This window comes from Variovorax sp. ISS6, from assembly GCF_056523145.1.
Map to the genome: position 1 here is coordinate 3,543,177 of NZ_JAWRZC010000001.1, position 19,946 is coordinate 3,563,122.

The 19,946-nt window shown below is 70.5% G+C and carries 15 protein-coding genes; 7 read left to right on the forward strand and 8 right to left on the reverse strand.

What is annotated here, in order from left to right:
- The first annotated feature begins 65 nt into the window (after positions 1-65).
- On the forward strand, positions 66-1,850 hold the full coding sequence (locus tag AC1HIL_RS16320; protein WP_479672195.1) for a carboxylesterase/lipase family protein: 1,785 nt from the start codon (positions 66-68) through the stop codon (positions 1,848-1,850).
- Positions 1,851-1,939: 89 nt separating this feature from the next.
- Here the strand turns inward: AC1HIL_RS16320 and AC1HIL_RS16325 are convergent, their stop codons facing one another.
- Positions 1,940-2,377, reverse strand: coding sequence for an Lrp/AsnC family transcriptional regulator (locus AC1HIL_RS16325; protein WP_057595424.1), 438 nt, complete (start codon positions 2,375-2,377; stop codon positions 1,940-1,942).
- Between the two features lie 122 nt (positions 2,378-2,499).
- Here AC1HIL_RS16325 and ilvB point away from each other — a divergent pair, with 122 nt between their 5' ends.
- The 4 genes from ilvB (at position 2,500) to AC1HIL_RS16345 (ending at position 9,501) form a co-directional block, all read left to right on the forward strand.
- Positions 2,500-4,350 (forward strand): biosynthetic-type acetolactate synthase large subunit, encoded by a 1,851-nt coding sequence (gene ilvB, locus AC1HIL_RS16330; RefSeq protein WP_479672196.1) that lies wholly within the window; start codon positions 2,500-2,502, stop codon positions 4,348-4,350.
- A 130-nt stretch (positions 4,351-4,480) separates the two neighbouring features.
- Positions 4,481-8,026 carry an indolepyruvate ferredoxin oxidoreductase family protein gene (locus AC1HIL_RS16335; protein ID WP_479672197.1) on the forward strand — a complete coding sequence of 1,182 codons (3,546 nt, stop codon included), beginning with the start codon at positions 4,481-4,483 and terminating at the stop codon, positions 8,024-8,026.
- Positions 8,027-8,100: 74 nt separating this feature from the next.
- Positions 8,101-8,679 carry a TetR/AcrR family transcriptional regulator gene (locus AC1HIL_RS16340; RefSeq protein WP_057595414.1) on the forward strand — a complete coding sequence of 193 codons (579 nt, stop codon included), beginning with the start codon at positions 8,101-8,103 and terminating at the stop codon, positions 8,677-8,679.
- An 81-nt stretch (positions 8,680-8,760) separates the two neighbouring features.
- The gene (locus AC1HIL_RS16345; RefSeq protein WP_479672198.1) at positions 8,761-9,501 is read left to right on the forward strand and encodes a 3-oxoacyl-ACP reductase family protein; all 741 of its coding nucleotides are present in this window, start codon (positions 8,761-8,763) and stop codon (positions 9,499-9,501) included.
- On the opposite strand, the gene AC1HIL_RS16350 is transcribed toward AC1HIL_RS16345, so the two are convergent.
- On the reverse strand, positions 9,502-10,497 hold the full coding sequence (locus AC1HIL_RS16350; RefSeq protein WP_057595416.1) for an AraC family transcriptional regulator: 996 nt from the start codon (positions 10,495-10,497) through the stop codon (positions 9,502-9,504). It abuts the gene before it with no gap.
- Positions 10,498-10,720: 223 nt separating this feature from the next.
- Here AC1HIL_RS16350 and AC1HIL_RS16355 point away from each other — a divergent pair, with 223 nt between their 5' ends.
- A complete protein-coding gene (locus tag AC1HIL_RS16355; protein WP_479672199.1) occupies positions 10,721-11,479 on the forward strand; it encodes an aldolase in 759 nt (252 codons plus the stop codon).
- Between the two features lie 213 nt (positions 11,480-11,692).
- A complete protein-coding gene (locus AC1HIL_RS16360) occupies positions 11,693-13,003 on the forward strand; it encodes an MFS transporter (RefSeq protein WP_479672200.1) in 1,311 nt (436 codons plus the stop codon).
- A 129-nt stretch (positions 13,004-13,132) separates the two neighbouring features.
- Here the strand turns inward: AC1HIL_RS16360 and AC1HIL_RS16365 are convergent, their stop codons facing one another.
- From AC1HIL_RS16365 to AC1HIL_RS16390, 6 genes are read right to left on the reverse strand one after another with little or no spacing between them, the layout of a single operon-like run.
- Positions 13,133-14,857, reverse strand: a complete 1,725-nt coding sequence (locus AC1HIL_RS16365; RefSeq protein WP_479672201.1) for a hypothetical protein — start codon at positions 14,855-14,857, stop codon at positions 13,133-13,135.
- Between the two features lie 14 nt (positions 14,858-14,871).
- Positions 14,872-15,522, reverse strand: coding sequence for an FMN-binding negative transcriptional regulator (locus tag AC1HIL_RS16370; RefSeq protein ID WP_479672202.1), 651 nt, complete (start codon positions 15,520-15,522; stop codon positions 14,872-14,874).
- A gap of 8 nt (positions 15,523-15,530) precedes the next feature.
- Positions 15,531-16,517 (reverse strand): alpha/beta hydrolase fold domain-containing protein, encoded by a 987-nt coding sequence (locus AC1HIL_RS16375; RefSeq protein ID WP_479672203.1) that lies wholly within the window; start codon positions 16,515-16,517, stop codon positions 15,531-15,533.
- A complete protein-coding gene (locus tag AC1HIL_RS16380) occupies positions 16,514-18,181 on the reverse strand; it encodes an ABC transporter ATP-binding protein (RefSeq protein WP_479672204.1) in 1,668 nt (555 codons plus the stop codon). The genes AC1HIL_RS16375 and AC1HIL_RS16380 overlap by 4 nt, the downstream gene beginning before the upstream one ends.
- A complete protein-coding gene (locus tag AC1HIL_RS16385; protein WP_057595421.1) occupies positions 18,178-18,990 on the reverse strand; it encodes an ABC transporter permease in 813 nt (270 codons plus the stop codon). The genes AC1HIL_RS16380 and AC1HIL_RS16385 overlap by 4 nt, the downstream gene beginning before the upstream one ends.
- Positions 18,990-19,934, reverse strand: coding sequence for an ABC transporter permease (locus AC1HIL_RS16390; protein ID WP_057595422.1), 945 nt, complete (start codon positions 19,932-19,934; stop codon positions 18,990-18,992). The genes AC1HIL_RS16385 and AC1HIL_RS16390 overlap by 1 nt, the downstream gene beginning before the upstream one ends.
- Between the last annotated feature and the right edge of the window lie 12 nt (positions 19,935-19,946).

A 19,946-nucleotide genomic window follows, 5' to 3' on the forward strand; every position in this document is an offset into this window, starting at 1 on the left:
GACTAGCGGATGGCCATCGGTCCTCGGGCCGGCGGCCATCACCACTGGAAAAAACAGGAGACTTCATGACGATTCGCCATCTGCGCGCCGGTGCCGCCTGCGCCGTTCTCGCCCTGCTGCAACTCACGGCCTGCGGCGGCGGTGGAAGCAGCAGTGCCGGCTTCGTGGCCTTGCCCCCGCCCACGACGAGCAACCCGCCGCCCGACACGCCACCACCCGCGCAGTCCCCGGTGCTGCGCGCCACGGCCTACGGACCCGTGCAGGGCAACGACGACTCCGCGACCAACGGCACCTACAGCTGGAAGGGCGTGCCCTTCGCCAAGCCGCCGGTCGGCGCGCTGCGCTGGAAGGCGCCGGTCGACCCCGAGCCGTGGACCGCGACGAAGACCACGCAGAAGCTCGGCAACGCCTGCGCGCAGACCGGCCGGCTCTACGGCCCGGGCCAGAACAACCGCTACGACGAGACCATCGGCACCTCGATCGGCAAGACCACGGGTTCCGAGGACTGCCTCTACCTCAACATCTGGACGCCCTCGACCGCGGCCGCGACCGACAAACTGCCCGTCATCGTGTTCGTCTACGGCGGCAGCAACATCACGGGCTACACCGGCGACCCGGTCTACGACGGCGCGGCGCTCGCGAAGGCGGCCAACGCGGTGGTGGTGTCGATCAACTACCGGCTCGGCATCCTCGGCTTCCTGGCCTCGCCGCAGCTCAAGGCCGGCGTGGATGCGAACGACGACTCGGGCAACTACGCGATCCTCGACCTGATCAAGGGCATGAAGTTCGTCAATGCGAACATCGCACGCTTCGGCGGCGACCCGGGCAACGTCACGCTGATGGGCCAGTCGGCCGGCGCGGTCAACATCTACGCGCTGATGGTCTCGCCGCTGGTGGTCAACACCAAGCCCGCGCTGTTCCAGCGCCTGGTGCCGCTGAGCGGCGGTGTCGCCACCGCGACCACGGTGCCGAACCAGAACAACGCGCTGCTGGCGGCGCTGCTGGTGGCCGACGGCACGGTGAAGGACACGGCCGCGGCCACCGTCTACATCGCGTCGCAGAGCAACGCCGACCTCGCGGCCTACCTGCGATCGAAGAGCGCCGACACGCTGCTGCAGACGGTGCTCAACAAGCTGGTGCCGTTGGGTCTGTCGGCCTCGAACCCGCTCAACGACGGCGTGGTGGTGCCGACCAACCCGATCGCGGCGATCAACGCGGGCGAGTTCCTCAAGGTGCCGGTGCTGGCCGGCTACACGCGCGACGAGACCAAGCTGTTCCCGCAGAACCTCGCGACCTCGCCCGCCTTCGGCGGCATCAGCGGCCGGCTGCTCGACGACCCGACGGTGTTCTCGATGGCCTACAACTACGACCCGAACGCGGCGCCGACCACCTCGCTCGAGCAGTGGATCCCGGGCCAGTACCTGCCGGTGACGACGCCGGTGACCGGCTTCAACGCGCGCACCGACCTCTACAACCAGTACTTCTTCATCGCGCTGCGCAAGCAGATCTTTCCGGTGCTCGCGGCGCAGAAGGTGCCGCTGTGGTGGTACCAGTTCAACTGGGACAAGTCGCCGGCGCCGTTCAACGACATCTTCGGCGCGGCCCACACCTTCGATCTTCCGTTCGTGTTCGGCAACTTCGGGCCCTCGCTCTATTCGAAGTTCGCCAATTCGAAGGCCAACGAGCCGGGACGGCTGCAGCTGTCGGACGCGATGATGAAGAGCCTGGCGGCGTTCGCGCGCGGCGGCGATCCGAACAACGCGGCGCTGGGCGTGAACTGGCCGCAATACCCGGCGATGCTGAACTTCGATGCCTCGCTGACGGCGAAGGCGATCACGGTGCAGCAGTAGACGCGCCCAACCCGACCCGTTCGGGCTGAGTTCGTCGAAGCCTCGCGCAAGGCTTCGACAGGCTCAGCCCGAACGGCTTTTACTCGGCCTCACAGGATCGGCATGCTCGCTTCCTTCAGCACCCGCAGCACGAAGTGCGACTTGCTGTGCCGGATGCCGGGGATCTTGTAGAGCTTCTCGCGCAGCAGCCGCTCGTAGTCGCGCGTGTCGCGCACCGCGATGCGGATGTAGTAGTCGTAGTCGCCCGAGACCAGGTAGGCCTCCTGGATCTCGGGGATGGTGGCCAGGGTGCGACCGAAGTCGTAGAGCGTCTCGTCGGTGTGGCTCTCGAGCGTGACCTGCACGATCACCGAGTCCTGGTAGCCGAGCTTGGCCGGATCGATGTCGACCGTGTAGCGCTTGATCACGCCCTGCGCCTCGAGCTTCTTGATGCGCGTCCAGCAGCTGGTGGGCGAGAGGCCGACCTCGGCGCTGATGTCCTGCAGGGTCTTGCGCGAATCGAGCAGCAGCACCCGGAGGATCGCCATGTCGATCTTGTCGAAAAGTCCTTCGTCGTCTTGCGAAGATTTGCGATTGATTTTCATGTTTAAGGCCTGAATATCCAAAAATCAGAAGCAAATTCTGCCTCAAACACGGAAGAATTGACGGCATGAGACTGCTCGACCTCCCCAACGACCTCGCCCTGACGCTGAATTCCGAAAATTCTTCGGACATCGGCGCGGCCACCGAACTGCCCCTCGATGCCGGGCTCGCCATCGACACCGCGCCGCGCGTGCGCAACGGCGCCGAGGCGCTGCTCGACACGCTGGTGGCCTGTGGTGTCGACACCATCTTCGGCTACCCCGGCGGCGCCGCGCTGCCGCTGTACGACGCGCTGCACGGCGAGCCGCGGCTGCGCCATGTGCTGGTGCGCCACGAGCAGGCGGCCGTGCACGCGGCCGAGGGCTATGCGCGCACCACCGGCCGCGTGGGCGTGGTGCTGGTCACCTCGGGGCCGGGCGTGGGCAACACCATCTCGGGCCTGCTCGACGCGATCAGCGATTCGGTGCCGCTCTTGTGCATCAGCGGCCAGGTGTCGACCGCGGTGATCGGCACGCAGGCCTTCCAGGAAAGCGACGCGCTCGGCATGTCGCGCCCGGTCACCAAGTGGAACCACCAGGTGCGCAGGCCCGACGAGGTGCCGACGATGGTGCGGCGCGCGCTCGAGGTCGCTACCTCGGGCCGCCCCGGCCCGGTGCTGCTCGACGTGCCGAAGGACGTGCAGCTCGCGCTGCCCGGGCAGGGCGCGCCGGTGCCCGAGCTGCGGCCGTTGCGCACGCATCGCTCGCCGGTGCCGCCGCGCGCCTGCATGCAGCGCGCGGCCGACCTGATCTCGACCGCGCGTCGGCCGGTGCTCTATGGCGGTGGCGGCCTCATCAACGCCGGCCCCGCGGCCTGCGAGGCCTTCACGCAGCTGGTGCGGCGGCTGCATGCGCCGTGCACGCTCACGCTGATGGGGCTGGGCGCGTTCCCGGCCTCCGACCCGGCCTTCCTCGGCATGCTCGGCATGCACGGCACGCTCGAGGCCAACCTCGCGATGCACGAGGCCGACCTCGTGGTCTGCGTGGGCGCGCGCTTCGACGACCGCGTGACCGGCAAGCTCGACCGCTTCTGCCCGCATGCGCGCAAGATCCACATCGACATCGACCCGAGCAGCATCAACAAGGTGGTGCAGGTCGACGTGCCGATGGTGGGCGACTGCGCCGCCGTGCTCGAGGCGCTGCTCGCGCTCTTGCCCGAGCGTTTCGAGGCCGCGCGGCTCGCGCCCTGGTGGCAGCGCATCGAAGGCTGGCGCGTCGAGGACTGCCTGGGCTTCGCGCCGCGCGCCGACGCGATCCTGCCGCAGCGGCTCATGGCCTCGCTGCAGCAGGCGATCGCTGACACGGGGCGCGACACCATCGTCTCGACCGACGTGGGCCAGCACCAGATGTGGGCCGCGCAGTACCTGCGCTTCGACCGGCCGCGCCGCTGGCTCACCTCGGGCGGCGCCGGCACCATGGGCTACGGCCTGCCGGCGGCGATCGGCGCGCAGGTGGCGCACCCCGAGGCGCTGGCCGTGTGCGTGAGCGGCGACGCCTCGGTGCTGATGAACATCCAGGAGCTCTCGACCGCGGTGCAGCACCGCGCGGCGGTCAAGCTGGTGCTGTGCAACAACGGCTACATGGGCATGGTGCGCCAGTGGCAGGAGCTCAACCACGGCAACCGCCTGAGCCACAGCTGGAACGAGGCGCTGCCCGATTTCGTGGCGCTGGCCAAGGCCTTCGGCTGGGGCGCGCGGCGCGTGAGCGACCCGGCCGAGCTGCCCGCGGCGCTGGCCGAATGCCTGGCGAGCGAGGGGCCGTTCTTCCTCGACGTGCAGGTGGCGGCGCAGGAGAACTGCTTTCCGATGATGCCGGCCGGCGCGGCGCACAACGAGGTGATGCTGGCCAAAGACCGCTGGTACCAGCCGAAGGAGGCCTGAACCCACGATCCTCCGCGCTGCGCTATCTTCCCCAGCGCGCGCCGCTTACCCGCGGCGCGTGTTCCGCCCGCAGGCCGCTTACCGGTGGCCGAACGGGCATCTCTCGCGACTCTTACCGGAGCCTTCTCTCATGTCCCACGATCTCGCCAGCGTCTCGCTGGACGACAAGTACACCTCCACCTCCGGCCGCGTCTACCTGAGCGGCATCCAGGCGCTGGTGCGCCTCATGCTCGTGCAGCGATGGCGCGACCAGGCCAACGGCCTCGATACCGCGGGCTTCGTCTCCGGCTACCGCGGCTCGCCGCTCGGCGGACTCGACGAGGCGCTGTGGAAGGCGCAGCCGCACCTCGATGCCAACCACGTCAAGTTCCTGCCCGGCGTGAACGAGGAACTGGCGGCCACCGCCGTCTGGGGCACGCAGCAGGTGCACCTGACCGGCGAGAGCGCGGTCGATGGCGTGTTCGCCATGTGGTACGGCAAGGCGCCGGGCGTGGACCGCTGCGGCGACGTCTTCAAGCACATGAGCCACGCGGGCACCTCGCCCCATGGCGGCGTGCTGCTGGTGGCGGGCGACGACCACGGCGCCTATTCGTCGACCCTGCCGAACCAGAGCGACCATCTGTTCGCGGCCTCGATGATCCCGATGCTCTATCCGCAGAGCGTGGAGGAGTACATCGAGCTGGGCCTGCACGGCTTCGCGATGTCGCGCTTCGCGGGGCTGCCCGTGGGCTTCAAGGCGCTGGCCGACACGGTGGAATCGTCGGGCTCGATCCCGGCCGACGCGCAGAACGTGCGCACCCTGCTGCCCGAGGACTTCGTGCCGCCCGCGGGCGGCATGCATGCGCGGCTGTCGACCGACACGCTGGGCGTGCAGGCGCGCAAGCAGGAGGCGCTGATGCAGGACGCGAAGATCTACGCGGCCATCGCCTATGCGCGCGCCAACCGGCTCAACCGCGTGACCATCGACGCACCCTCGGCGCGCCTGGGCATCGTGGCCTCGGGCAAGTCGTACCGCGACGCGCTGGAGGCGCTCGAGGAGCTGGGCATCGACGCGGCCGAGGCGGCGCGCATCGGCATCCGCGTGTTCAAGGTGGCGATGCCCTGGCCGCTGGAACCCGACTCGATCCGCGAGTTCGCCGACGGGCTCGACGAGATCCTGGTGATCGAGGAGAAGCGCCAGATCGTCGAGTACCAGCTCAAGGAGCATCTCTACAACTGGCGCGAGGATGTGCGCCCGCGCGTGATCGGCAAGTTCGACGAGCGCGGCGAATGGGGCGCCCATCCGCGCGGCCAGTGGCTGCTGCCGGCCACGGCCGACTTCTCGGTGGCGCAGATCGCGCGCGTGATCGCCGCGCGGGTGGCGCGCTTCCACACCAGCGACATGATCCGCACGCGGCTGGCGATCCTCGACGCCAAGGACGTGGTGCTCGGCAAGGCCGTGGCCACCCCGGCGCGGCCGGCCTGGTACTGCTCGGGCTGCCCGCACAACACCTCGACCAAGGTGCCCGAGGGCAGCCTGGCGCTGGCCGGCATCGGCTGCCACGTGATGGCGACCGCGATCTATCCCGAGCACAACCGCACGACGACCCACATGGGCGGCGAGGGCGCGCCCTGGCTCGGCCAGGCCTGGTTCTCGAAGCGCCACCACGTGTTCGCCAACCTCGGCGACGGCACCTACTACCACTCGGGTTCGATGGCGATCCGCGCCGCCGTGGCCGCGGGCGTGAACATCACCTACAAGATCCTCTACAACGACGCGGTGGCGATGACCGGCGGCCAGCCGGTCGACGGGCCCGTGAGCGTGCCGCGCATCGCACACCAGGTGGCGGCCGAGGGCGTGCGCCGCATCGCGCTGGTGGCCGAGGACCCGACGCGCTGGCGCGACCGCTCGCCGCTGCCGGCCGATGGCGGCGGCTTCGTCCTCACCATCCACCACCGCGACGAGATGGACGCGGTGCAGCGCACGCTGCGCGACTACGAAGGCGTGTCGGTGCTGATCTACGACCAGGTCTGCGCGGCCGAGAAGCGGCGGCGCCGCAAGAAGGGCGAGTTCCCGCAGGCCTCGCACCGCGTGTTCATCAACGAGGCCGTGTGCGAGGGCTGCGGCGACTGCGGCGAGCAGTCGAACTGCACCTCGCTGCTGCCGCAGCCCACGCCCCATGGCCTCAAGCGCCGCGTTGACCAGAGCGCGTGCAATGCCGACTACTCGTGCGTCAAGGGCTTCTGCCCGAGCTTCGTGAGCGTGGAAGGCGTGAAGCCGCGGCGCATCAAGCCCGTGGCCGCGCGCGGCGCCGAGGCCGACGCGGCGCTGCCCGAGCCGCCCGTGCATGCGATCGAGGGCATGCACAACATCCTCATCACCGGCATCGGCGGCACCGGCGTCATCACCATCGGCGCGCTGATCGGCATGGCCGCGCATCTCGAGGGCCAGGCCGCGAGCGTGCTCGACATGACGGGCATGTCGCAGAAGAACGGCTCGGTGACCTCGCACGTGCGGCTGGCGCGCGACGCGGCGCAGCTCAAGGCGCAGCGCATTCCCACCGGCGAGGCCGACCTGGTGCTGGGCTGCGACATGCTGACCGCGGGCGCGCCCGATGCCATCGCCAAGATGCGCCCGGGCCGCAGCTATGCGCTGGTGAACACCTTCGAGCAGCCCACCGGCCATTTCGCGCAGGACCCCGACTGGACCTTCCCGGCCGGCCAGGTGCGCGCGCTGATCGAGGAGTCGGTGGCCGGCAAGGCCGACTTCATCGACGCCACGGGTCTTGCGACCCGGCTCATGGGCGATGCCATCGCGGCCAACCTGTTCCTCTTGGGCTTCGCGTTCCAGAAGGGCTATGTGCCATTGAGTTCGGCCGCGCTGCTGCGCGCGATCGAGATCAACGGCGTGGCCGTGAAGGCCAACCAGCAGGCCTTCCACTGGGGCCGGCGCGCCGCGCTCGACCTCGCGGCCGTGGCGCGCGAGGCCTCGCCCGCGCAGCCGGTGGCGCTGCAGCTGCCGCAGGGGCTCGACGCCTTGCTCGCGGACCGTACCGCTTTCCTCACGGCCTACCAGGACGCGGCCTATGCGCGGCGCTTCTCGGACTTCGTGGCGCGGGTGCGCGGGGTGGAGCAGGCGCGCGGCCGCGGCGACCGCTTCACACGCGCGGTGGCGGCCAACCTGTTCAAGCTGATGGCCTACAAGGACGAGTACGAGGTCGCGCGCCTGTACACCGACGGCGCCTTCATGAAGAAGCTGCAGCAGGAATTCGAGGGCATGCCCAGGCTGCGCTTCCACCTCGCGCCGCCGATCCTGGGCCAGCGCGATGCGCAGGGCCGGCCGGTCAAGCGCGCCTTCGGGCCGTGGATGCTGCAGGGCTTTCGCGTGCTGGCCGCGCTGCGCCGGCTGCGCGGCACGGCCTTCGATCCCTTCGGCCGCACCGAGGAACGCCGGACGGAGCGCCGCCTGATCGAGGAGTACCGCGCGGGCATCGAGGACATCCTCGCGCACTGGGACGAGGTCGATGCCGAGACGGCGCTGGCGCTCGCGAAGCTGCCCGAGCAGATCCGCGGCTACGGCCATGTGAAGGAGGCGAGCATCGCCGCCGCGCAGGTGCGTCGCGATGCGCTGCGCGCGCGGCTCGTGGCGCCGCGCGCCGAGGCGGGCGCGGTGGCGCGCGAGGCGGTGCCGGCCTGAGGGGGGAGGGCGAGGGCGATTCCGGAATCACCTGTTTTGGACAAGATGATCCGGAATCGATAGACTCGCCCGCCATGGCCCGACCCAAAGCCTTCGACCGCAACGCCGCCCTGCAGGGCGCGATCGCCGTGTTCTGCGACCACGGCTACGACGGCACCTCGACCGAGATGCTGCTCGCCGCCATGGGCATCAGCCGCCAGAGCATGTACGACACCTTCGGCGACAAGCGCAGGCTCTACCTCGAGGCGCTGCAGCAGTACGCCGTGGGCCATGTGTCGCAGCACATCCGCGCGCTGCATGGCGCCGCCTCGCCGCGCGCGGGGCTCGAGGCCATGCTCGACGGCATGGCGACCCATTTCGGCGCGCACGGACAGCCGGGCTGCATGGGCATCGGCGCGGTCTGCGAGTTCGGCCGCGGCGATGCCGAGGTCAGCCTGCTGACCGACACCGCGGGCCGCATGCTGCAGTCGGCCATCGAGGGCCGCATCGGCGAGGCCCAGGCCGCGGGCGAGATCGATGCCGCGCTCGCACCGCGCGCGGCCGCGCAGTTCCTGATGGCCACGCTGTCGGGGCTCAAGATCTCGGGGCGCGGCGGCGCCTCGGCCGAGGACCTGCGCGACGTCGCGCGGATGGCCATGCGAAGTCTGCGTTGAGTTCGTGCGCGCACCCGGACTCGGGTGCGCTTTTTTTTCGCTCTATTCTGGATCGATTGATCCGTTAAAAAGGAAGTCGACATGACGAAATCCCTCTGCGGCAAGGCCGCCCTCGTGACCGGCGGCTCGCGCGGCATCGGCGCGGCCATCGTGCGGCGGCTCGCGAAGGACGGCGCGGCCGTGGCCTTCACCTATGCGTCGTCGGACGTGGCGGCGCGAGCGCTCGTGGCCGAGATCGAAGGGCAGGGCGGCCGCGCGCTCGCGCTGCGCGCCGACAGTGCCGATGCACAGGCCGTGCGGCAGGCGGTCGACGCCGCGGCCGAGGCCTTCGGCGGGCTGCATCTGCTGGTGAACAACGCCGGCATCCTCGTCGGCGGCCTGGTCGAGGACTACGCGCTCGCCGATTTCGACCGCATGTTCGCGGTCAACGTGCGCTCGGCCTTCGTGGCGGTGCAGGCGGCGCTCAAGCACATGGAGCGTGGCGCGCGCATCGTCATCACGGGCAGCGTGGTGGCCGATCGCGTGGGCTTCGCGGGTTCGTCGGTCTATGCGATGACCAAGGGCGCGGTGGCCTCGATGGCGCGCGGCCTCGCGCGCGACCTCGGGCCGCGTGGCATCACGGTGAACGTGGTGCAGCCCGGGCCGACCGATACCGACATGGCGCCGAAGTCGGCCTACGGCGAGCGGCTGGAGCCGCTGATGGCGCTGGGACGCATGGGGCACGACAGCGAGATCGCGGGCATGGTGGCCTACCTCGCGGGGCCCGACGCCAGCTTCGTCACCGGCGCGGCGCTGACGGTGGACGGCGGCTACCTGGCCTGATCAGGCCGGCGGGCGGGTCGCGCGGTAGCCGCCCGGCGTGGCGCCGAAGCGGTCGCGGAAGGCGCGGCTGAAATGGCTGGGGTCGTTGAAGCCGTTGCGGAACGCGATCTCGGTCACGCTGAGCTGCACGAGCCGCTCGTTGGCCAGTTCCTCGGCCGCGCGCTCGAGGCGGCGTTCGCGCAGGTAGGTGCCGTACTGCGTCTGCTGCGTGGCGAACAGGCGGTGCACCAGCCGCTTGGAGATGCACAGCTCGCGCGCGATCGCCTCGACCGAGAGCTCGGGGTCGCAGAGGTTGGCCTCGACATAGGCCGCGAGCCGCTGCCAGCGGTCGCGTTCGTGGCGTTTGGCCGCGCCCGCATCGCCGGCCTGCGGCGCGCCGGCCACCGCTTCGCAGTAGATGGCCGCGAGCAGCGAGACGAAGGATTGCTCCGAGAAATAGGCCAGCGCCGGATGCGGCTGCGCCTGCACCGCGAACAGGCGGTCGAGCTGCTGGCGCGCCGACTCGGCCAGCGTGGAGTCGGCCTGGGCCAGCGAAGGTTCGAAGTTGTCGCGCAGGTCGGCATAGATGCCGAAGAAGCGCCCGGCCGGCAGCCGCAGCTGTACCAGCCGGCCCGATTCGTCGAGCGCGCAGGTCGAGGGCAGACGCGTGGTGCGGAACACGATGTCGCCCTTGCGGAAGGGCAGCCGGCGGCCGGCCTGCTCGATCGTGCCCTGGCCGTCGACCGCGATCATCGCGAGCACCTCGCCCGCGCCGTCGTGGCCGGACTGGCCCGCCGCATGGCGCACCTGCATCGGCGTGGAATCGAAGCTGACCGCGATGCCGCCGCCCACGAGCCGGCAGGCCTCGAGGTTCATGCGCGGATGGCTGTGCTGCACGCTGAGTTCGCCAGGGTAGACCAGCGCGTCGAGCGTGGTCGAGTAGCCGCGCAGGTCGCCCGGGTAGAAGGGGCGCAGGTGCGGCGCGAAGCTCAGGTGCGGGGTCGGGTCGTGGTGCATGGTGGGGTGGGAGCCGGGCCGCGTGCATGGTTCGTGCCAAGGGCCCGCGCCCGCAGTCTGGAGGGGGCGCCGCGGCCGCACATCGAGACTTTCCACTAGCGGGCGGGATCGGGGTCCCATCGCATTGGCGCGCTGGATCAATGCGCGTGCGCGCAGGCGCAAGGCCCGGCGCGGCATCGCTTCCTACATTGGCGGCCATCGACCACCGATGAAGGAAAACCGCGTGAACCCCACCGTCACAGACGCCCCCTCCGCCGACGCGCCCCTGAAGCTCGACGGCCTCACCGTCGGCCACTGGAGCGATGCCGAGAAGCTCGCGCTGAGCTGCCGCATCCTCGCGAAGGAGGGCCATTCCGAAACCCTGGCCGGTCAGATCACGGTGCGCCAGGCCGACGGCAGCTTCCTCACCACGCCGCTGGCGCATGCGTTCGGCGAGATCCGCGCGGGCTCGGTGATGCGCATCGACGATTCGCTGCGCGTGCTCGAGGGCCGCGGCGTGCCCAACCCGGCCGTGCGCTTCCACCTCTGGGTGTACCGGCGCCGGCCCGACGTCCACTGCGTGATCCATACCCATCCGCCCTATGTGTCGGCGCTGTCGATGACCGGCGAGCCGCTGCAGGTCGCGCACATGGATGCCACGCCCTTCTTCGACGACTGCGCCTTCCTCGCCGAATGGCCGGGCCTGCCGATCGCCGACGTGGAGGGCGAGATCATCTCGGCCGCGCTCGGCGCCAAGCGCTGCGTGCTGCTGGCCAACCATGGCTTCCTGGCCGCCACCTCGAGCGTGGAGGAGTCGCTCTACCTCTCGGTGCTGATCGAGCGCGCCGCGCGCAACCAGCTGATCGCGCAGAGCGCCTACGGCCGGCTCAAGCTGGTCGATCCGGCGCTGGCACGCGAATCGCACGACTTCCTGCTGCAGCCCAGCATCGTGAAAGCCAGCTTCGCGATGTTCGCGCGGCAGCTCGACGTGAAGGAGATTTGAGATGAAACACGAACTGCCGGACGCGGAGGACGCGAAGATTTCGCGAAGGGCGCGAAAGAGAAATTCAAAATTTTTCTTGCCTTCCTTTTGCGTCCTTCGCGCAACCTTCGCGTCCTCTGCGTCCGGAAGCCCGCTCCCGCTTTGCCAGGGCGCGACCGACTGGCACCGGCGCCACCCGGCATCGATTCAAGACCGCAACGAGGAGCACAAGGCATGAACACCATCGCCACCCAGGTGGGCGCCGCCGCGCCCGCGGCCGCCAAACCGCAGAGCGTCTGGAAGGTCGGCGCCGCCACCATGGCCGGCACCGCCATCGAGGGCTTCGACTTCCTGGCCTACGGCACGGCGGCCGCGCTGGTCTTCAACAAGCTGTTCTTTCCGAACTTCGATCCGGTGACCGGCACGCTCGCGGCCTTCGGCACCTTCGCGAGCGGCATGCTCGCGCGGCCGATCGGCGGCATCGTGTTCGGCCACTATGGCGACCGGCTGGGCCGCAAGGCCATGCTCACGCTGAGCCTCTTGATGATGGGCATCTGCACGGTGCTGATCGGCGTGCTGCCGACCTACGAGTCGATCGGCCTCTGGGCCGCGGTGCTGCTCGTGCTGTTGCGCATAGGCCAGGGCTTGTCCTTCGGCGGCGAGCTCGGCGGGGCGATGCTGATGGCGGTGGAGCATGCGCCGCCGCGCTGGCGCTCGCTCGTGGGCAGCATGCCGCAGATGGGCGCGCCGATCGGCGTGCTGCTGTCGTCGGGTGCCTTCGCGCTGGTTACGCAGCTGCCCGAGGACGCCTTCCTGCACTGGGGCTGGCGGCTGCCGTTCCTGGCCAGCGCGCTCTTGATCGCGGTGGGCATCTTCATCCGCACGCGCATCGACGAGTCGCCCGAGTTCGAGGCCGTGAAGGCGCACCGCAAGACCGCCGCGCTGCCCGCGCGCGAAGTGGTGCTGGCGCACTGGCGGCCGCTGCTCCTGACCATCGGCGGCAAGCTGGCCGAGGTCACGCTGATCTACACCATCCTGGTGTTCTCGATCTCCTATGCGGTCACGCGGCTGGGCTTCTCGCGCGGCGATGCGCTGCATGCGCTGGTGCTGGGTTCGTCGCTGATGGTGCTGACCATCCCGCTGTTCGGCTGGCTGGCCGACCGTGTCGGCGCGCGGCGGCTCTACGTGTTCGGCGGCGCGCTGCTGGCCTTGATGGCGCTGCCGTTGTTCCAGGCCATCGGCAGCGGTTCGCTCACGGCCTACACGGTGGCGATGGTGGTGGCGCTCGCGCTCAACTACCCGCTGATGTTCGCGCCGCAGTCGAATCTCTACGCGGCGCAGTTCCCGGCCGAGCTGCGCTACTCGGGCATCTCGATCGGCATCCAGATGGCGGCCGCGCTCGGCGGCGGGCTGGCGCCGATCATCGCGGCGACGCTGGTGGCGAAGTACGGCAGCATCGTGCCGGTGGGGGCGTATGTGGCGGTGCTGGGGGCGGTGGCGGCGCTGTCGGCTTGGAAGATGCGGCCGGCGGCGAACGAGGGGTGACTCCTTCCCCAACTCCTTCCCCCTCTGGGGGAAGGTCGGGATGGGGGCGCCGGGCGGCCGATGTTCGCGGGGCGATGGATGCGCCCGGTGCCCCCACCCCGGCCCTCCCCCAGCGGGGGAGGGTGAAAGTCAGGAGTGGCCGTCCACGCGCATCTGGAACAGGAAGTATGGCGGGATGCAGGCCCCGCGCCCCTCGGGCTGCCCTTCGGCCTGCGCGCAGATGTAGTCGTCGCGGCAGGGCGCGGTGGCCGAGCAGCTGCGCAGGTTGCCGGGGCGCGTGTGCTTCGCGAGGCATTCGCCGAACGGGCGCTTCGCCGCCAGGCACTGGTTGAAGTCGCTGAGGATCGCGATGCCACCGCACGTGCCATTCGGGTCCTTCGGATCGCAGGGGCCCGAGCACATGCCGCCGGGGAAGCCGACCGAGGTCTTCTCGCAGACCGAGGCGGCGCCCTCGCAGGCGGTGCGCGGCAGCTTCTCGGCGCGGTCGAGCCAGGGGTTGGCCGAGGCCGTGATGCGCGTGGGCTCGCAGCGCGCGCCGACGATCGCCGGCTCGGGTCGTGTGTTCGCATCGAGCGGCTCCGCGAGCGGCCGGAAGGGATCGGGCTTCGGCGTGATCAGCGCCGCCTGCAGGTAGCGCGCGCGCCGCGCGAGTTCGTCCTGCAGATGCGGCGAGTGCGGCACCGCGAGCGCATTGCCGGGCGTGAAGCTGCGCGAGGCGCCACGGCGATCGAGGCCCAGCAGGTGGAAGCCCGCGACCGCGCGGCTCTGGTGGCAGCCCATGCAACTGAGGTCGTCGAGCCGGCGCAGCAGGGCCCGCGGCGACTGCAGCGTGCGGCTGCCGGGCACGGCCTGCCATTCGCTTTCGGGGAAGAGCTGCGCGAACGGGCGGTTGGCGAGGCGCTCGAGGCCGCGCGGCGCGACCGAGATGGCCTCGGTGGCGAGGAAGCGCTCTGGGATCCTGAGCGTGGCTTCGTCGAGCGCGCGCAGGTTCTCGGGCTGGCGAAGCCATTGCTTCAGTTCCTGGCGCAGCGGTGCGCTGGCCTTGAGCTTCGCGACATCGGGCGTGTTCTCGAGCGGGCCCACGTCGTAGCGCTTCGCGGCCGCGTTCCAGCGGAAGGCGCGCAGCATGTATTCGGCATGGCCGCCGAGATCGGGCCGCACGGCCGAGGGCCAGCGCACGCTCTGCAGGTTCACCGTGAGTTGCGAGATGCGTGCGGGCGCGAGCCGTTGCGGCGCGAGCGGGCCGTCGGCCGACACCAGCCAGCGGCCCAGCGCCTCGTCGGCCATCGCGGCCTGCGGCGGCTGCCAGCGCTTCGCGGCCGCGGCGCAGCCGCCGTCGGCATCGGGCGCGTCGCCGCGCAGCTCGACGTTGACGGTCATCGGCAGCCGCGACTGCATCGCGCTCGTGCGGTAGGCGAGGCGGTACACGAGCCGGGTCTCGCCGCAGGCACCGTCCTGGAATGGGCGCCGGTCCATGCGGTTGGCCACGCCCACCAGTTCGAAGAAGGCATCGGGGCTCGCGAGCCAGCGCGCGTCGAACAGGCGGTGCGGGTACTTCGCGATGCCGACGCCGGCCTGCTTGTCGCGGCGCTGGATGGCTGCGAGGCTGGCGCCGAGGGGCTCGGCGATGGAGCGCCAAGCCTTCGAACGCATCAGCACCTCGTTGCTCTCGATGCCGTCGGCGCCCGGTGTTTCGGCCAGCCAGTGCGCGAAGCCCGCGCCGGACTTCTCGGCCGCCTGCAGCGCGGCGGGTTCGGTGACGAGCAACAGCGGCTCGGTCGCGTGGGCGGTGGCGAAGAGGGAGGCCAGCGCGAGGCCGGCGAACAGGCGGTGGGGAAGCGGCACGCGGACCATTGTGCCGCGACGGTTCACGCGCTCGCGGTGGTCTCCATCCGCTCGCGCATCATCCGCGCCACGGCCACGCCCTGTGGCTCGCCGAGCCGCTCGAGCGCGGCGATCACGCCGCGCCGGTCTTCCTCCGAGCGGTCCTGGTTGAGCTTGAACTTGCCCTCGAGCGATTGCACGGGAATCTCCACCGCCGCGATCATGTCGAGCCGCGGCGCGACGAAGTCGAAGGGCATGGCGTCGAAGTCCCAGCTGCCCGCGCACTCGGCGCGCAGCGGCGTGTCGTAGACCGCGACGGTGCGGCGCAGCACGGCGTGGATCGCCATGCGTTCCTCGATCACGCGCGGCGTGCCGCGCGCATGGATCGCCGTGTAGTTCCAGGTCGGGAAGGTGCTCTGTTTGACGTACCAGCTCGGCGTGATGAAGGCATGCGGGCCCTGGAAGATCACCAGCGCCTCGCGGCCCGCGCGCAGGTCCTCGAGCTGCGGGTTCTTCCGCGCGAGATGGGTGGTGAGCAGGCCGGCTTCGCCCTCTTGCGCATCGAGCAGGAAGGGCAGGTGGGTGGCACTGGCGCCGGCCGGGCCGACCGTGACCAGCGTGGCGAAGCTCCAGGCGCGCATGCCTTCGTGCAGCGTCGCGCGCTCGGCCTCCGCATAGGGCTTGGGCGTGTACATGCGGCGGCTCAGCGCGTGGCGAGGTCGCGCAGCCAGCGCACCGAATCGTCGAAGGCGCGGCCGGCCACGTCGGCGACCGAGACCGCCTCGAGGAAGCCGTGGATGGTGCCGGGGTAGAGCCTCTCGCTGACCGCCACGCCGGCCTCGCGCAGCCGCGCGGCCATCAGCCGGTTGTCGTCGTACAGCGGATCGCATTCGGTGACCACCATGCAGGCCGGCGGCAGGCCCTCGAGCCGGGCCGAGAGGCTGTGCAGGCGCGGGTCGGCGAAGTCGGCCGGCCCGCGCGCATAGAGGCCATAGAACCACAGCATCATGTGCAGCGACAGGCCGTACTCGCCCGCGCCGTAGCGCACCACCGAGTCGCGGTAGAGCTCGGTGCTGTAGGCACCGTAGTTCAGCAGCATGCCCAGCGGCAGCGCATCGCCCTCGTCGCGCAGCACCAGGCAGGCGCCGACCGAGAGGTTGGCGCCGGCCGAGTCGCCGCCGATGAAGAGCTGCGCGGGATCGATGTCGAGCGTGCCCGCATGGGCGGCCAGCCAGCGCATCACGTCCACGCATTCGTCGTGCGGCTGCGGGAAGCGCGCTTCGGGCGCGCGCGTGTAGTCGATGCCGATCACAGCGATGCCGGCGCGGCCCGCGTACTCGCGCATCACGCGGTCGTGGGTGTCGAGGCTGAACAGCACGAAGCCGCCGCCGTGGATGTAGACCAGCGCACCCTGCAGCGTGCGCTGCGCGGGGTAGTGCACGCGGATGCGCACCTCGCCATGGCGCGTGGGCACGTGGTGGTCGACGCTGCGCGCCATCTCGGGCCCGCCCTGCGTCCACGGCGCGCGCACCTTCTCGGCATTGGCGCGGCCCTCGGCGATGGGAATGGTGTGGCGCTTCGGATAGCGCGCGCCCTCGGCGCCCATCAGGCGCATGAACTCGACGATCTGCGGATCGAGCGGCGGCGGGGCGCTGGGATGCTGCCAGCTGTAGGGCAAGGGGGAGGTCACGCGAAGGCTTTCTCGGGAACGGGTTGGATGTCGATGGCGGGCTCGGCCAGCTCGTGCAGCGGCCGCGGCGTGGCCGCCAGCAGTGCCTGGGTGTAGGCATGGCGCGGCCGGTCGAACACCGCGTCGCGCGCGCCTTGCTCCACGATGCGGCCGCGCTCCATCACGATCACGCGGTCGGCGATCTGCTCGACGGCCGCGAGATCGTGGCTGATGAACAGGCAGGCGAAGCCATGGTGCTGCTGCAGGCTCTGGAACAGCCGCAGCACCTGGGCCTGGATCGTCATGTCGAGCGCGGACACGGGCTCGTCGGCCACCACGAAGGCGGGCCGGCGCACCAGCGCGCGCGCGATCGCCACGCGCTGGCGCTGGCCGCCCGAGAGCTCGTGTGGGTAGCGCGCGCCCAGGCCGTCGAGGCCGACCTCGTCGAGCGTCTCGGCCACGCGCCGCAGGCGCGCCGCGGCATCGAGCTCGGGCAGGTGGCGCAGCGGCTCGGCCACGATCTCCTGCACGCGCATGCGCGGGTCGAGCGAGGAGAAGGGGTCCTGGAACACGAGCTGGCAGGCCAGCCGGAAGCGGTGCAGCGCGGCGCGGCCGGCGGTGCGCACGTCCTCGCCGCGGAACAGGATCTGCCCGGCGTTCGAGGGCGCGAGCCGCAGGATGGCGCGGCCCAACGTGGTCTTGCCCGAGCCGCTGCCGCCCACCAGCGCGACCATCTCGCCCGGGTGGATGTCGAGGTCGAGCGCGTCGATGACGGGCACCGGCGGCTGGCGCTTGAAGAAGCCCAGGCGCGCGCCGGGATAGCTCACGCCGAGGCCGCGCACCTGCAGCAGCGGCTGGCGCGTTTCGGTGGCTGTCGGCTTGGCGGCCTGGCGGCGCGGCAGCGCGTCGACCAGCTTGCGCGTGTAGGCCTGCTTCGGCGCGACCAGGATCGAGGGCACCTCGCCGGTCTCGACCAGTCGGCCCTTCTCGAGCACGATCGCGCGCTGCGCATAGCGGCCCACCAGGCCGAGGTTGTGCGTGATCAGCAGCACGGCCGTGCCGTTGTCGCGCGCGAGCTCGACCATCAGGTCGAGCACCTCGCGCTGGCTCAGGGTGTCGAGCGCGGTGGTGGGCTCGTCGGCGATCAAGAGGCGCGGCTTCAGCAGCATCACGCTCGCGAGCATGATGCGCTGGCGCATGCCGCCCGAGAACTCGTGCGGATAGGCCTGCATGCAGCGCTCGGGGTCGGCGATCTGCACGCGGCGCAGCATCTCGAGGCTGCGCGCGCGGATCTCGGCGGCCGACAGCCGGTGGTGCATGCGCAGGCCCTCGGCCATCTGCTCGCCGATGCGGTGCACCGGGTTGAGCGAGACCATCGGCTCCTGGAACACCATGCCGATGCCCGGGCCGCGGATCGGCCGCATGGCCTGCGCGTCGTGCCGGCTCAGGTCCTGGCCGTCGAACACGATGCGCCCGCCGGTCTGCGCGATGCCGGGCGGCAGCAACTGCAGGATGGCGCGCGCGGCCATGGTCTTGCCGCTGCCCGATTCGCCGACCACGGCGAGGAATTCGCCGGGCCGGACCTCGAACGAGAGGTCGTGCACCAGCGGCTGGGTGCCGTGGCGCAGCGCGATCCTCAGGTGCTCGACCGAAAGAACAGGAGAGGGGTTGGAAGAGGCGCTCATGACTTCTCCGTCCGCGGATCGAGCCGGTCGCGCAGCGATTCGCCCAGCAGGTTGATGCCCAGCAGCGTGAGCGCGATGCACAGGCCTGGCACCACGCACAGCCAGACGGCCGAGACCATGTAGGGCCGCGCGCTCGAGAGCATGTTGCCCCAGGTGGGTGCCGGCGGCGGCACGCCCAGGCCCAGGAAGCTCAGCGCGCTCTCCGACAGCAGCACCCAGCCGAACATGCTGGTGGCCAGCACGGCGACCGGCGCCACGCAGTTCGGCAGGATGTGGCGCCACATGGTGTAGATCTCGCCGTTGCCGATCATCCGCGAGGCCTCGACGTATTCGCGCTCGCGCAGCGACAGCACGGTGCCGCGCACCACGCGCACCACCGAGGGCGCATAGGCCAGGCTCAGCGCGAGCACGATGCCCCACTGGTTGGCGCCCACGATCACCATCACGGCCAGCGCCAGCAAGAGGCCCGGGAAGGCCAGCAGCGTGTCGTTGAAGGCCATCAGCACGCGGTCGGTCCAGCCGCGCACGAAGCCCGCGACCACGCCTACCACCAGTCCGATGGCGGTGGCCAGCGCGACCGTGAGCAGCGCCACCAGGCAGCTGGTGGAGGCGGCGCGCATCGCGCGGCTGGCCACGTCGCGGCCGAACTCGTCGGTGCCGAGCCAGTGCGCCATCGAGGGCGCCTGCAGCTTGGACTTGAGGTCGATGCCGACCGGGTTGTAGGGCGTCCAGACGGCTGCCACCACGGCCAGCACCAGCAGCGTGGCGATCAGCACGCCGCCCACCAGGGTATGGGTCTTGATCTTCATCACTGCACCGACACCCGCGGATCGAACAGGGGATAGCACATGTCCACGACCAGGTTGATGACCACGTAGATGCAGGCGGTGAACAGCAGGCAGCCCTGCAGCACCGGATAGTCGCGCGCGAAGATCGAATCGATCATCAGGCGGCCGAGGCCGGGCAGGGTGAACACCGTCTCGAGCACCGCGATGCCGCTGAGCAGGTGGCCGAGGATCAGCCCGATCATGGTCAGCGTGGGATTGAAGGCGTTGGGCAGCACGTGGCGGCGCAGCACCTGCGACTCGGGCACGCCCTTGGCGCGCGCATGCGTCACGTATTCGAGCCGCAGGATCTCGATGGTGCTGGCGCGCGACATGCGCGTGAGCACGCCGGTCTCGACCAGCACCAGCGTGACGATCGGCAGGATCACGTAGAGCACGCCCTGCGAGAAGCTCTCGGACAGCGGCACGTAGCCCACCACCGGCAGCCAGTGCAGGTACTGGCCGAAGAACATCAGCAGCAGCAGGCCGAGCCAGAAGCTCGGCACCGAGAGCATCAGCGTGGCCGCGCCGATGATGGCGAGGTCGGCGGGGCGGTCCTTGCGCCAGGCGGCGACCAGGCCGGCGGGCACGGCGATCAGCGAGGCCAGCGCCACCGCGACCAGCACGATGACGGCGCTGACCTGGAAGCGTTCCCAGATCAACGGCAGCACCGGCAGGCCGTTGGTGGTGGAGACGCCGAGGTCGCCGCCCAGCGCCTGGCGCAGCCAGACCAGGTACTGCAGCGGCAGCGGCTGGTCCAGGCCCATCTGGTGGCGCATCGATTCGAGCTGGGCCGGGTCGGCCCCTTCGCCGAGCATCAGCAGCACCGGGTCGCCCGGGATCAGCCGCATCAGCGCGAAGACCGCGATGGAGACCAGCAGCAGCGTCGGTATCGTCATCGCGATCCGGCGCAGGAGGTAGGCGGGCATGAAGGCGCGGCC